Origin of the sequence: Parvularcula marina (assembly GCF_003399445.1) — a bacterium.
Classification (GTDB): domain Bacteria; phylum Pseudomonadota; class Alphaproteobacteria; order Caulobacterales; family Parvularculaceae; genus Parvularcula; species Parvularcula marina.
In genome coordinates this window covers 350,867-364,619 of record NZ_QUQO01000001.1, presented here as the reverse complement: position 1 = coordinate 364,619, position 13,753 = coordinate 350,867, and the positions used below count along the sequence as shown (strand labels likewise).

The following is a 13,753-nucleotide window of genomic DNA, read 5'->3' as shown; positions in this document are numbered from 1 at the left end:
CGTGAAAATGGCAGGAGGGAGGGGCGGGCAGGTCGATGCCCTGATCAGCTATCAGATTTGGGTTTGACCGCAGAAATTGACCGCTTGGCGCGGGCAACAGCTTCTCTGACATCCTCAAGCGGTTCATCGGACACGTTGAATGCATCAAGCTTCTCATGGGCGGACCGGTTCATGGCCGCGACCATGGTCGCCATCGTTTTCTCGACGTCATTTGTCGCCGGGATCATTGAAGCTGTGATGAGAGCCGGGGGCTCGTCATCCTCAAGAGCGTCTGGTTTTTGTTGCTCCACGGCTTCAAGCACCTGCATTGACCACTTGCAGCCGGATTCCATGATTCTGCCCCAAAAAACAAGGCCGTCCTCATAGATCGTGAAAGGCGTAGTCTGTCTGTGGGCCATGCTTCGGGCGCTGGAAATTGCTCTCTCTTGTGCGCTGCAATATCGCATTTTATGCGCTGTTGCGAGCGAAAATCGCGGTGACTGGCCGATCAGACTGGAATTGAGGCGATCTGCCGATTGCTCTTGGCGCCGGGCTTTGGTCTAAGGCGCCCGACTCGTTTCATTTTCCGACCTTCCAACCGTCAGGACTCGTCTTCCATGAACATCCACGAATATCAGGCCAAAGAACTGCTCAAATCCTATGGCGCGCCCGTGGCGCAAGGGGCGATCGTCCTCGACGCCGGGAATGCGGAAGCTGCCGCCAGCACGCTGCCGGGTCCGCTTTATGTGGTGAAATCGCAGATCCACGCCGGCGGCCGGGGCAAGGGCAAGTTCAAGGAAGCTGATGCGGGTGAGAAGGGCGGCGTCCGGCTGGCCAAATCGCCTGCCGAGGCGGCCGAGGAAGCACGGAAGATGCTCGGCCACACCCTCGTCACCAAACAGACGGGCCCGGAAGGCAAGGTCGTCAATCGCGTCTATATCGAAGACGGCGCGGATATCGACCGTGAGCTTTATCTCTCACTTCTCGTTGATCGCAGCTCCGGCAAGGTGGCGTTCATCGCCTCGACCGAAGGCGGTATGGATATCGAGGAAGTCGCAGAAGAGACGCCTGAGAAGATCCTCACCCTGCCGATCGATCCTTCCGGCATGACCGATGAGGATGCAGCCCGCCTTTGCGATGCGCTCAAACTTGAAGGCGATGCACGAGCCGACGGCATGGCGCTCATGCCGATCCTCTATAAGGCATTTGTCGAAACCGACATGGCGATGCTGGAGATCAACCCGCTGATCGTCATGGAAAACGGCCGCGTGCGCGTACTCGACGCCAAGGTTGGCTTTGATCCGAATGCGGAGTTCCGTCACCCGGACATCCAGAAGCTGCGCGACGAAACCGAAGAAGACCCGCTGGAGCTTCGCGCGGCGGAGTTCGATCTCTCCTACGTCAAGCTCGACGGCAATATTGGCTGCATGGTCAATGGCGCTGGGCTCGCCATGGCGACGATGGATATCGTCAAGCTCTATGGCGCCGAGCCTGCCAACTTCCTCGATGTCGGTGGCGGCGCGACGAAAGAGAAAGTCACTGAAGCCTTCAAGATCATCACCTCAGATCCGGGCGTGCAGGGCATTCTCGTGAACATCTTTGGCGGCATCATGCGCTGTGACGTCATCGCCGAAGGCGTGATCGCGGCCGTGAAGGAAACCGGCCTTGCCGTCCCGCTGGTCGTTCGTCTCGAGGGCACCAATGTCGAGCTGGGCAAGGACATCATCAACAAGTCCGGCCTCAATGTGATCGCGGCCAATGACCTTGATGACGCTGCTCAGAAGATCGTTGCCGCGGTGAAGTAGCGAACGCGATTAGTCACTGAAATTCAAAGCCGCGCCACACGCATTGATGGCGCGGCTTTTTTGTGCCGGTTGAGCCGAGTATCGCCAGGGATTGTGCTGTCTGAATTGGAAGCCTTCAGACGCGTTTGGTGATCCGCATGGTTTCCGGTGCGTACCCCATTTTCTCATAGAAATGACGCCCACGGAGATTGCTGGCAAAGACATCAAGGCAAAGCCGCTCGAACCCCATCTGCTTGGCCCAGACTTCAGCTTGCTGCATGAGGAATTGCCCAACTCCGGTGCCTTCTGCCGCTCTGGTCACGGCGAGCAGGGCGATGTAGCCGCATTTTCCTTGCGTCATCTCATCATCAGTCTCGCGAAGATTGATGTAGCCCAGTCTCTCCCCATCCTCCGCGATCGCGATGAGAGTGGTGTTTGCAGTCACGCTTTCATCCCATGCCGTTGCGGTGAAGCGATCCTGAAACGCGATCACTTCACTTGTGGAATGTGTCGGCGCGTCGATGACCTCAGCCAGTCTGGAATTCAGGCTAAGGATGAAGTTGCGATCTTCCTGATCATCGATGGCGGGGCGGACGGTAAATGTCATGGCGGCAACGCTGTTTGGACGGCCGCCAGTTTCTTCGCAAGTGAACAAGAACGGCGGCCTCAGTGAAATGGGCCGCCGTCACTATTTTGTCTGATATGTCATTGCAACCCTAATCGGGTTCGCAATGAGAGAAACAGATAGTTCTACTCGGCTTTCGGTTCGCGTAGGCGTTCGTGAAGCGGCGGCAGGTCCTGCGTTGTGAATTTCGCGATGACCTTTTTGGCTTCCTCGATGGCTTCGGCTTCGTCCGTATACCCTTCTTCAACTTCAGAGGCGAGTTCGAGGATCGGGCTGTAAAGGTCTTCAGGCTCGCCCTTGATCGTCAGGGCGAAAGGCTCGCCGGTTTCCTCAAGTGCTTCCCATTCGGCGCGGACAGCGGCCCAATAGCCTTTGGTCGCTTCCCACTGGCGCAGTGCGATCCCTGCATCATAGCCGTCAAAATGCTTGTAGGTATTGATGCCCTGTTCCCGGACCAGTGCGGACGGCTCATCCCCGGAGAGAACGAGCTTGGTGTTGTCCTGCTCATGCACCCAGCCGAACCAAGTAATAGCATGGCGGTTGACGGCATCGACCGCATGATAATCGTCACGGGTCGTCATGTCGCGGCGGGGCAGGGGACGCCATTCGGCGGGCGGTTGCCAAGCAGAGACGCCATTCTCATGGACCCAGTGACCGACGGCCCCGTAACGCGGGGAATCGTCGACCTGATAGACTTCCTGTGACCATGCGCCTTTCGCAACATCGGCGGGGACGCCTTTCGACTGCCATGCATTGCCGCCGATAAAGGTCAGAACACGGGACGGCTCATATTGCCAATCCTGACGCCAATGTTTGAGAGCGATTTTGCCATCCTTGGGGCCGACCAGCAAAATGTGCTGGAGGCTGATGAAATCGCCGCTATCCTCGATGACGCGGACAACTTCCCAGGCGCCGCTCTTCTTGCGGTCTTTAAGTTCATAGCCGAGCCCCAGTGAGACTGTCTCGATGAAGTCGAAGCTGACATCATAATCGCCGGCCATGGCGAGGATCGCCTCACGGTCCTGAGCGAAGCGTTCGGCCTCGGCAGCAGACATTTCTTCTTTTACTGCGGCAGGGCCTTCGCTTTGAGTGGCAGGCGTCGTAGCGCAGGCAGCCAGCCCGAGGAAAGCAAAGGCGGCAGCGCCATTCATAAGAGTCTTCAACACCAGCGATCTCCTGAATTCTTAACGGTGACCTGCTAATGCGATGGATTCTTAGTTGCAAGACCTTTTCTCTTCTGTCATGAGATTGCGAGTAATTCGCATTTAAAGAAAGGGTCATCATGACCGGGGCAATGAATAACCGTCGACGCTGGGGAACGCCGGCCATTCTCGCCATGACAGCGGCGCTCGCCGTGCAGCAGGCCGCAGCGCAAGAAACCGAAGAAGAAGCAGAGTCGGACGTTATTACCGTCTATGGCACGACCAACCCGCTACCGGCCTTTGAATATCCGGGTCAGGTGACGATCATCGACCGTGAGGCGATTGAGCAGCGCAGCGCTTCGGCGATCTCCGATGTCCTGCGCGATGTGCCTGGGATGGAGTTCACGGGCGGCCCGCGCCGGACGGGGGAGGTTCCCTCGATCCGCGGCCTGTCAGGCGAGAATGTCCTCGTTCTCCTCGATGGCGCGCGCCAGTCTTTCATCTCGGCGCATGATGGCCGGTTCTTCCTCGATCCCGACCTGATCGCACAGGCCGAAGTCGTGCGGGGGCCAGCCTCTTCGCTTTACGGCTCCGGCGCGCTTGGCGGCGTGCTCGCATTCGAAACGGTGGATGCGGATGATCTGCTCGGCGCAGATGAAACCTTCGGCGTCCGGCTCAAAGGCGGCTATCAGAGCGTCAATGAAGAGACATCCGCCGGGATCACGGCCTTCACACGGCAGGGCGGCTTTGACGGGCTCGCGAGCTTCTCGCTGCGCCAGTCCGGTGATATCGAATTGGGCTCAGGTGCTGAGCTCTCTTCCGATGATGATATCGATACAGCGCTTCTTAAAGCGGGTTACCAGTTCAGCCCGGCCTTTCGGGCCGAGGCGTCATGGCAGCGCTTTGCCAATTCGGCGATTGAACCGAATAACGGGCAAGGGACAGTGACCGGCGGAGATGTCGAGAAAGACATCACGACTGACACCTACCGGCTCGGCCTAGAATTTGATCCGCAGAGCGATCTCATCAATGCAAGCGTCACGGCCTACCGCTCAGAAACGGAAGTCGAAGAGTTCGATGAAACCATTCCGCGGACAGTTAATCGGGTGATCGAGACCAACGGGATCAGCTTGCGCAATGCGTCTCGGTTCGAGATGGCGGGGCAGGAGCTGACCTTTACCATCGGCGGTGATTGGTTCGAGGACGAACAGAATGGCTCTGATGACCAGACCATGGATGGCGAACGCGGCGGTGTGCCCGATGGCGGCACGGAATTCCTCGGTGTCTTCGCTCAGCTTGAAGCCTCTTTCGAAGAACCTTTCGGCCTGCCGGGTGAATTGCTGGTGATCCCTGGTGTCCGTTACGACGAGTTCTCGTCTGACTCTTCGATTTCGCCTGACAAGAATGAAGACGATGCCGTCTCCCCGCGCTTTGCGGCAAGCTACGGTCCGGTGAGCTGGTTCCGCGCCTTCGGTAGCTATTCTGAAGGCTTCCGTGCACCCTCCGTCAACGAACTGTTTCTTGACGGGGTTCATTTCCCGGTGCCGCACCCGATTCTTTTCAACCCGGCAGGCATGCCACCCAGCTTCACCATGGTGAATAACAACTTCATCCCGAATGCAGACTTGAAACCGGAAAAGGCGAGTACGACTGAATTCGGCATCGGGGTCGATTTCCATGACATCGCCAGCGATGGTGACCGTCTGCAGGCGAAAATCTCGACCTTCGAAAGCGATGTCGAGGACCTCATCAACTTGTCTGTCAATTTCGCCTATGATGCGACATGTTTCTCACCGCCTTTCTTTCCGTGTACCGCAGGCACGACCAATTCGGCGAATGTCGATGCGGCCACCCTCGAAGGCATCGAGCTTGAAGGCCGGTATGATTCAGATCTCTTCTTTGCCCGCGTCAGCTATTCGCAGATTGACGGCGAAGACGAGGCCACAGGCGCGGATCTGGGCATTCTGACACCGGACCGGTTCGCTGTGGATACAGGGTTTAACCTGCGCGACTGGAACGCACTGGTCGGTACACGTATTCAAGTCGCCTCAGACTTTGATCACTATGACAGTGACGGCATGGGCGGTACGACGCTTGCGGAAAGCCGTGACGGATATACCGTGGTCGACCTTTATGCGAGCTGGAAGCCTGCCTTTGCGGAGGGGCTCCGTATCGATGCCGGCATCGATAACGTCTTCGATGAAGATTATGAGCGCGTCTTCGAAGGTGTCTCGGAACCCGCCACCAACTTCAAGATCGCCGCGAGCTGGCAGTTTACGCGGTAAGGGGAGAGCTGGATCGGTCGGTGTTGTGTCTACCGGTCCAGTCAGAGTGCGGCTTCCGTCTCGGCCGACGGGAGCCGCTTTTTCATATGGTCTTGCGGCCAGAGGCGTAGATGAGCTGCCAATTCATGAGCCAGTGATCGAATTCCGCCTGATACTGAATGCCTAAAGTCTCATCGATGGCGTTGGTGACCTGCTCCTCGCTCGCGGTTTCGAGGAAGAAGAGCTTCTTGCAGAAGGCGCCGACATCCTCACGGCGCGGGAATATCCACGGCACATCGACCAGTTCTTCCGTATAGACCTCAATTCCGTTCTCTTCCATCAGGCGGCTGAACTCACCGGGCTCGATAAAGACGCCGTCATGGCCCTGCGGCGTGTGCCGGTCGACAAAACCGTTGAGGAATTCGGCGGTCGGGGTGCCCGCCGCGACATCCGCAACGCCAAGCTGTCCTTGCGGGGCGAGGAGCCGTGCCCATTCGGCAAAGACCGGCGCACGGCTCTTGAAATGATGAAGGCCTGCAAGACTGCCAATCGCGGTCACGGACCCATCATCAAGCGGCACATCGATCATCGGCGCGTTGATGACCTCGAAGGAAGGATCGATGACGGCTCCAAATTCTTTTGCTGGCTCAACGCAAGTGACGAAGAGACCATCGCCAAACCGGGCTGCAAGCCCTTCAGATAAATATCCGCCTCCCGCTGGCGTATCGAGGAAATGGTCGGTGGCGGAAAGTTCGAGCAGCTCGAGGAGGGCGCTTCGCTCATTCTCCCGTGCATCGGGAAAGGCCGCCATGGCCTCATTATAGGCCCGGCCCCGGAACGTAAAAATGCTCTGGTAATCAAGATTGTTCATAATAGCGCTGTGACCGTCCTCATCCCGCAATCCCTGCGATGCGATCCGCATGCCAAAGAGCGCTATACGCGCCTGATCGAAGCGGTGCGCCGTGAAAATCATCCTTTCTATAGGGAGCGGTTGGCCGGAGAGCCTGTTGAGGCGCCGCTGCTCTCGCGGGGCGACATCCTTGCCTCCAATGACTTGCTGCTGAACGGGCACAAGGAGACAGCGCGCACCTCGGGCTCAACGGGCGTGCCGGTGCGCATCGCCTGGTCGCCCCAGAGGATGAAGCTGGAGTTTGAAGCCAATCAGGCCTCGCTCCGCTGGGTCGGGGCAGTGCCGAACGCGACCGCCTTTATCCATCTTCACAAGACCGCGCCGAACGCGCGGACCGCGCAATATGACATCCGCACGCCTCTTGATGAGCAGATCCATATCCTCGAGCAGCGGTACAAAGAGGCTGGCGCACAAGGCTTGACGACCTATCCAACATCCGCTGAAGCGCTAGCAAAGGCTGTACTGGAGGCCGGGCGCGACATCAGCTTCATCACTTGTGTCGGTCTTTATGCGGAGCTGTTGGAGCCGGCGCAGGAAGAAGTGATCCGGCAGGCTTTCCCGAAAGCGAGGATCTGGTCGGTCTACAGCTCGATGGAGTTCGGCATCATCGCGCCGCGTTGTCCTAAGGAGCCCGACTTTCATCATCTCCTCGCTCGCAAGCTGGGGGTCGAGATCCTCAATGACCGTGATGAACCAGCTGAAGAGGGCGAGATCGGCCGCCTTGTCATCACCGATTACTTCAACACGCGCTCCCCGCTGATCCGCTACGACATTGGGGATATGGCGGCGCCCGCGACCTGCCCCTGCGGTATTGTGAAAATGCCGGCGATTTCCAAGCTGATCGGCAAGATCAGAGGCGCGCTCATGCACCGGGACGGGCGGCGCATTCCCTTCACCCACCTTTCTGTGGCGCTGCGGGACATACCCGGCATGTCGCAATATCAGGTCATCCAGCACGAAATGGAGCGATTTGAGCTGCGCGCAGTGCGCGAGGAGGGCGTCATGCCTCAGCAGGAGTTTCTGGCCCGTGTCGAGGCTGCATTCGCCGTAGAATTCGGCTACACGCCTCAAATCACCATTACGCCTGAAACAGAGATCGAACGCGGGCCGAATGGGAAGTTTTACGCGTCGATTTCGAAGCTCTGAGCGAAACCTGCCTGTTGCTAGTTCCCCCGGCTTGCCTTTATAGCGCGCGCTCGGTTTCGCACACTTAACAATCCGTCCGCCGGTTACCATATGGCTGACCAAGCAGGACAGGGAGGCCTAGATGTTCTCACTCACCGCCGCAGCCGCGGGTACCGCCGCCGCTCAACCCCCGGGCATGGGTCTCGATTTCTTCATCATGATGGGCCTCATGTTTGTGGTCTTCTATTTCCTGCTGATCCGGCCGCAGAATCAGGCCCGCAAGCGTCATCAGGAAATGATCTCGAACATCAAGCGCGGCGACACAGTGGTCACCGCTGGCGGTATTGTCGCCAAGGTCGTCAAAGCCTCTGAAGGCGAAGAAGTGATGGTGGAGATCGCCGACGGCGTTCAGGCCAGCGTCGTTAAAGCGACCATCACCAATGTCCGCTCGCGCACGGAACCTGCCGAGAAAAAATCTTAAGGCTCTCCCTCAATGCTCCAGTTCAACAAATGGCAGGTCGGGACGGTTATCTTTCTCATCCTGCTCGGCGCCTATTTCACTGTTCCGAATTTTTTCCCGAAAGATCCAACGTCAGATAGCGGATACGCTCAGGTTCCCGGCTTCGCCGATACGCGCGTAACCCTTGGCCTCGACCTTCAGGGGGGCTCCTACCTCCTCCTCGAGGTCGACACCGACGAAGTGCTGGTCAACCGGATCACTTCGATGCAATCGGACATCCGTCGCCTGCTGCGGCGCGGGGATGAGGGGCGGATCACCTTCGGCGCCATTAATGTTGATACGGAGAATTACAGCCTTACTGTTCCGATCACCAATGCCGATGATGTCGACCGGGCCATGCGTTCCCTGCGACCGCTGGCAAGGCCACTCGGCGGGATTGGCGGGCTCGCAGGCGCAGGCCGCGATGTCCGCATCACGCAGGACGGACAGAATATCACCATCGCCATGACGGACGAGGCGCAGACTTTCTACGCTGACGATGCTGTCTCAAGTTCGATCGAGGTCATCCGCCGCCGGATTGACGCGATGGGGACGACAGAGCCTCAGATCCAACGGCAAGGGCCGAACCGGTTGGTCGTCCAGGTGCCGGGCAATTCCGATAGCGAAGCCCTCCAGAACGTTATCAATGCGCAAGGCCAGCTCAGCTTTCACATGGTGGATAGTGCGGCCGATCCGAATGCGCCGACCCCGCCTCGTCGGATCAAAGTACCGATGGGGAATATGACCTCGGCACCGGGGACGCAGCTTGTCCTTTTTGCAACGCCTGACGTCACAGGCGATATGGTCACCGATGCCAGTGCCTCACCGAACTCCGATGGCGGCGGCTTTCAGGTCAATTTTGCCTTCGATACGCGCGGTGCACGTCGTTTCTCTGACGTGACCCGCAACAATGTCGGTCGTCAGTTCGCTATCGTGCTCGATGATGAAATCATCTCCGCCCCGCGGATCATCAACCCGATCACGGGCGGCTCGGGCCGGATTACCGGCAATTTCACACCTGACGATGCCACCCAGCTTGCGATTCTCATCAAGGCTGGCGCGCTGCCGGCAGCACTGACGACAATCGAGCAGCGGACTGTCGGTGCTGACCTTGGTGCTGACTCCGTCCGGGCAGGGACAATTGCGCTGATCATCGGTTTTACTGCGGTGATCATCTTTATTGTCGTGACCTATGGCCGTTTCGGGATCTATGCAGACTTGGCGCTCCTTGCGAACGTCCTTCTGATTGCGGGCGCCCTCTCATTACTGGGCGCGACGCTGACGCTGCCGGGGATTGCCGGCATCGTTCTGACAATCGGGATGGCTGTCGATGCGAACGTCCTCATCTTTGAGCGGATCAGGGAAGAACTCGAAGCGGGCAAGAAACCGGTACAGGCCGTTGAGGCAGGGTATCGTCACGCGTGGTCGGCAATTTTCGACGCCAACCTGACGACGCTGATCGCGGCGTTGATCATGTTCCAGCTCGGCGCCGGACCCGTGCGGGGCTTTGCTGTCACGCTTGGGATCGGGGTGCTGACTTCCGTTTTCACCGCGTTCGTTGTCACGCGGATCTTCACAGGGAATTACGTCCTGTCGAAGCGTCCCAAAGAACTGAAGATTTAAGGCAGGGAGACCATCATGGGACTGAGGATTATCCCTTCCAATACTCAAATTAAGTTCGCACGCTTCCGCAATATTGCGGCGGCCATATCTGCTGCAGCAATTCTTGCCTCCATCGGCGCATTCTATGTGCTGGGCCTGAATTTCGGGATCGACTTTACCGGCGGTGTCGAAATCGAAGTCGAGCCGCAACAGGGCGAGGAGTTTGGTACCGACTCGCTGGGCGCAGTTCGGGATGCCGTTGCCGAATTGGGGCTTGGTCAGGTCAAGGTGAAGACCATCGGCGGCACCCAGACGTCACCATCGGGCGGTATATCCGTGACGGTGCCTCTGCCCAAAGACGAAGAGCAGGGCGGTGAAGTCGATAGAGAAGCTGAGAACCGTCAGACGCAGATCGCCAATCAGGTAAAAGAGATTCTCTTCGAGACCCTTGGCATCGGTCAGGAACAGGTCCGCAAAACGGATGTCGTCGGCCCGGCCGTTTCGGGCGAGCTCATCAAGGCCGGTGTCACCGCCATGGTGATTTCGATCGGCCTGATGCTGATCTATATCTGGTTCCGGTTCGAGTGGCAGTTCTCGCTTGGGGCGATCCTCGCGCTGGTCCACGACGTCATCATCACGGTCGGGGTCTTTTCGATCACGCAGCTCGACTTCACCCTGTCGATCATTGCCGCACTGCTGACGATCATCGGGTACTCCATGAACGACACTGTCGTTGTCTATGACCGGATCCGTGAGAATTTGCGCAAGTTCAAGAAAATGCCGCTGCACCAGCTGATCGACCTGTCGATCAACCAGACACTGGCACGGACGATCATGACGTCCTTGACGACGTTGCTAGCGCTGATTGCGCTGTTCTTGTTCGGCGGGGATGTGCTTCGCGGATTCTCCTTCGCACTGATCTGGGGCATCATCATCGGCACATATTCGTCCGTGTTCATCGCCTCGCCGATCCTTCTGCGGACCGGGGTCAAGCGTGACTGGTCCGAAGACGGGGCAGGCGGCAAAGCCGTCGCCACCAATGCGCCCTGACCGATTTCCGGGTCTGGAGCCTCGCCTTGCGGCGCTCCTTCTCCCGATTGCGCGTGAGCGGTTCACCGAGCAGGTGACCGCGCTTGCCTGGTGGCGCGATGAGACCCGTGCCGTAGGGCTCGTGCTTCTCGCTTTCGCCGCCGAGATCGACAGTATCCCCGAAAAAGTCAGTGAGCCGACACTCGGCGCGATCCGCTATGCGTTCTGGCGTGAGGTGCTGGCCGAGATCGCTGATGGCCGGGCGAGGGCGCATCCGGTCGCGGAAGGCCTGCTGGCACTCTCAGCGTTCAATCGAGCGCCCTCTGGGGCCGAGCTTGAGGCACTGGTGACGGCGGGCGAAGACAGCCTGCCCGAAGCCGAAGGCGCTGTGCCAAAAGACCCTGCCGCCCTGATGGCCGCACTCCTGCCACTCATTGCAAGAACGGCTGGGGCCAAAGACGATCAGGACGCCCCGCTGGCGGCGCTTGGCCGCGCTTTTGTGGCGAATGAGCGGGATGACTGGCAGGCCGTGTGGCAGGCCCTCACGCCACTTCCTGAGGCGCTCGCGCCCATCGCCGGGGCAGCCCGCCTCCATTATCGCCGGGCAGGCGGCAAAGCGCTCCCGGCCTACCGGCAGCAATTCTCCCTTTTCCTCACGACACTTAAGGGCAGATAGGCGGTTTTTGCCCGATTTCGGTTGACCTTGCCCGCGCAGAACTCTATCTGCCTCCGCTCTGGTCGGGCCCGTAGCTCAGTTGGTAGAGCAGCTGACTTTTAATCAGCGGGTCACAGGTTCGAATCCTGTCGGGCTCACCAATTTCCTCTTTCAATTGCATAGGCTGTGCACTGACCTTCGTCCGGTCATGGCGACGAATTTCGACCATCGCTCATCTGATTTTGCGGGGCCGCAGATGGGTCGAAACGTCTCAAATCTTCTTGCTTGAGCATTGACGCTAGGCGCGCTTCACGGATGTGTCTAAGCAGACCTTTCACTTGAGGAGGGGCGTATATGACTCGGAAAATCCTGTCTTATTCTGCTTTGGCGGCGGTATTTGCCACGACCGCGCAGGCGCAAACGGTGCAGCGGGATTGGACGCCATATGAGCAGACCAAGCAATGCATGATTTCCGAGAACTTTTTTAATCCAGTGACTCGGAGGGATGGCTCAACATTTTGGCACATCCCGGACGACTCGGCGGCCACAACGATTCTCAAATGGCATATCAGCGGCGACCAGTTCCTGAATGAGGTGCATTTTACGCGCCGGGAACGCTTCGCCACCTGTTTCAACGGAGCACGTGAATGCGGACTCCCCATCAACAATGACATTGCCTGGGAGCTGGATCAGCTCGACCTGCCGGAAAATGGCGCATCGACCGCCTATTTCAAAAATCCCCCGCCTAAAAGCGCCGTCCGTTATGCGATGGCGACTGTTGGTGACTGTTTCGGCGCTGCCGGGGAAGGCATCTATCTCGATGAAGTCGGGCTGACGGAAGCGTCTCTGCCCGTGGATATCTGCTATCGCGCCGGGCAGACAATGTTTTTTAGCGGTGAGCGTTATCGCGACGAGGCGCCCGCGATGACAGATGCGCAGATCACCAAGTATGGCGAATGGGGTGCTCTTGCCTACTATTTGATCAATCAGGTTCAGAACAAACCTGATAATCCGGAGGTGTGCGGCGTCGCGCCGGTCGAGCTGATGCCGTCCTTCATGAGTTTCTATGACGACAATGGCTATGCCCTTCTGGAAGACCCCGAATATATTGCTGCGCAGGAAGCTGAGGCTAAAGCAGCTGCCAAAGCCGCAGCCGAAGCCAAGGCTCGCGAGAATGCTTATCTACGTGAGTCCAAACGCAAGCGACTTCTGGCCCGGAATGACTATGAGCGGTTCGGGACGCTTGATGGCTGCCAGATCGCCTATTCCTACATCTTCAGCGGTATCAACCGGGATCACTTCAGCTTCATCGTGGATCCGGTTCCAGACAGCGCAATCAGCTGGGCACTGAAGTTCGAGCAGACCCAAGCCGCCGCGCAGGACTGCCCCGCCATGCCGCAGGAGCTGGGTGACTGGATGGCAAAACAGGATCCGAAACTTTTCGAAGCCTATGGGGCCGAGGAGGAATTCCGGAATACCAAGCCGAATGTCTGGAACGAGAATGACTGGAAAGCTTTTGTCGAACGCTGGATGTGGCGAGACCAGACCTTCGCAGAGAACTATGCTCAGGGTGGAAACTGTCAGGCAGCAATCTGGTATTCGCGTAATATTGCCCATGACTGGAACTCATTTAATCAGGCCGAATTAGACTTCGTCGGCCTCGCCCGCGTCTTTGAGCGTTGGGGCGCCCCCGACAGAGCCTTGTGCGCGGCGATCCCGCCGGATGTGCTGCCACTGGCTCGAAAGACCTGGGAGCGTCAGTACAATCAGGTCATGCGCGAAAAGGCCCGGCAACAGGCCGAGTGGGATGAAGCCAATCGCCGTGAGGCCGCGCGTCGTGCGGAGATCAATGCGGCGTATGATGAGCTTCTGAACTGGAAACCGCCATACCGTAAGCAGACAGAGATGCGCTGCTATAATGTCGAAGAGACCAAATACGGCACTCGTCAGCGCTGTTTTCAGTAGCTGAAATAACGAGATACGAAAATCTTAGGGCGGAGTTTGTACCTAAGGTACAGCTCCGCCTTTTTTTGTCTAATGGGTGTTCAGCGAGGCGTAAGGGTGGAGGATAGCTAAAAGCCTAGCTCATTCTCCGTACGCAGCCGCAGCGTACTGAGAAAAGGGCGCCGCTACCTGTCA

At 58.2% G+C, this 13,753-nt stretch carries 12 protein-coding genes and 1 tRNA gene; 9 read left to right on the top strand and 4 right to left on the bottom strand.

The window, feature by feature from the left end; genetic code table 11:
- Positions 1-44: 44 nt before the first annotated feature.
- Entirely contained in the window at positions 45-308 is a 264-nt protein-coding gene (locus DX908_RS01625) for a hypothetical protein (protein WP_158548419.1), read from the bottom strand.
- Positions 309-596: 288 nt separating this feature from the next.
- Between DX908_RS01625 and sucC the strand changes: the two genes are divergently transcribed.
- A complete protein-coding gene (gene sucC, locus DX908_RS01620) occupies positions 597-1,784 on the top strand; it encodes an ADP-forming succinate--CoA ligase subunit beta (protein ID WP_116390721.1) in 1,188 nt (395 codons plus the stop codon).
- Between the two features lie 115 nt (positions 1,785-1,899).
- On the opposite strand, the gene DX908_RS01615 is transcribed toward sucC, so the two are convergent.
- Both DX908_RS01615 and DX908_RS01610 read right to left on the bottom strand, forming a co-directional pair.
- A complete protein-coding gene (locus tag DX908_RS01615) occupies positions 1,900-2,370 on the bottom strand; it encodes a GNAT family N-acetyltransferase (RefSeq protein WP_116390720.1) in 471 nt (156 codons plus the stop codon).
- Between the two features lie 143 nt (positions 2,371-2,513).
- Positions 2,514-3,554, bottom strand: a complete 1,041-nt coding sequence (locus tag DX908_RS01610; protein ID WP_199564549.1) for a DUF6607 family protein — start codon at positions 3,552-3,554, stop codon at positions 2,514-2,516.
- Positions 3,555-3,670: 116 nt separating this feature from the next.
- On the opposite strand from DX908_RS01610, the gene DX908_RS01605 reads away from it, so the two are divergent.
- The gene (locus DX908_RS01605) at positions 3,671-5,815 is read left to right on the top strand and encodes a TonB-dependent hemoglobin/transferrin/lactoferrin family receptor (protein ID WP_233508614.1); all 2,145 of its coding nucleotides are present in this window, start codon (positions 3,671-3,673) and stop codon (positions 5,813-5,815) included.
- Between the two features lie 82 nt (positions 5,816-5,897).
- Here the strand turns inward: DX908_RS01605 and DX908_RS01600 are convergent, their stop codons facing one another.
- Entirely contained in the window at positions 5,898-6,665 is a 768-nt protein-coding gene (locus tag DX908_RS01600) for a class I SAM-dependent methyltransferase (RefSeq protein ID WP_158548418.1), read from the bottom strand.
- A 9-nt stretch (positions 6,666-6,674) separates the two neighbouring features.
- On the opposite strand from DX908_RS01600, the gene DX908_RS01595 reads away from it, so the two are divergent.
- The 7 genes from DX908_RS01595 (at position 6,675) to DX908_RS01565 (ending at position 13,579) form a co-directional block, all read left to right on the top strand.
- On the top strand, positions 6,675-7,850 hold the full coding sequence (locus tag DX908_RS01595; protein ID WP_158548417.1) for a phenylacetate--CoA ligase family protein: 1,176 nt from the start codon (positions 6,675-6,677) through the stop codon (positions 7,848-7,850).
- Between the two features lie 121 nt (positions 7,851-7,971).
- Positions 7,972-8,310: a preprotein translocase subunit YajC gene (gene yajC / locus DX908_RS01590; RefSeq protein WP_116390716.1), complete on the top strand. Its 339-nt coding sequence runs from the start codon at positions 7,972-7,974 to the stop codon at positions 8,308-8,310.
- A gap of 12 nt (positions 8,311-8,322) precedes the next feature.
- Complete coding sequence (gene secD, locus DX908_RS01585) at positions 8,323-9,951, top strand: protein translocase subunit SecD (protein WP_116390715.1); 1,629 nt, start codon at positions 8,323-8,325, stop codon at positions 9,949-9,951.
- 15 nt (positions 9,952-9,966) lie between these two features.
- Positions 9,967-10,980, top strand: a complete 1,014-nt coding sequence (secF, locus tag DX908_RS01580; protein ID WP_116390714.1) for a protein translocase subunit SecF — start codon at positions 9,967-9,969, stop codon at positions 10,978-10,980.
- Positions 10,970-11,635 carry a squalene/phytoene synthase family protein gene (locus tag DX908_RS01575; protein ID WP_116390713.1) on the top strand — a complete coding sequence of 222 codons (666 nt, stop codon included), beginning with the start codon at positions 10,970-10,972 and terminating at the stop codon, positions 11,633-11,635. Before secF ends, DX908_RS01575 begins: the two co-directional genes overlap by 11 nt.
- Positions 11,636-11,699: 64 nt before the next feature.
- A tRNA-Lys gene (locus tag DX908_RS01570) sits at positions 11,700-11,775 on the top strand.
- Between the two features lie 193 nt (positions 11,776-11,968).
- Complete coding sequence (locus DX908_RS01565) at positions 11,969-13,579, top strand: hypothetical protein (RefSeq protein ID WP_116390712.1); 1,611 nt, start codon at positions 11,969-11,971, stop codon at positions 13,577-13,579.
- Positions 13,580-13,753: the final 174 nt, after the last annotated feature.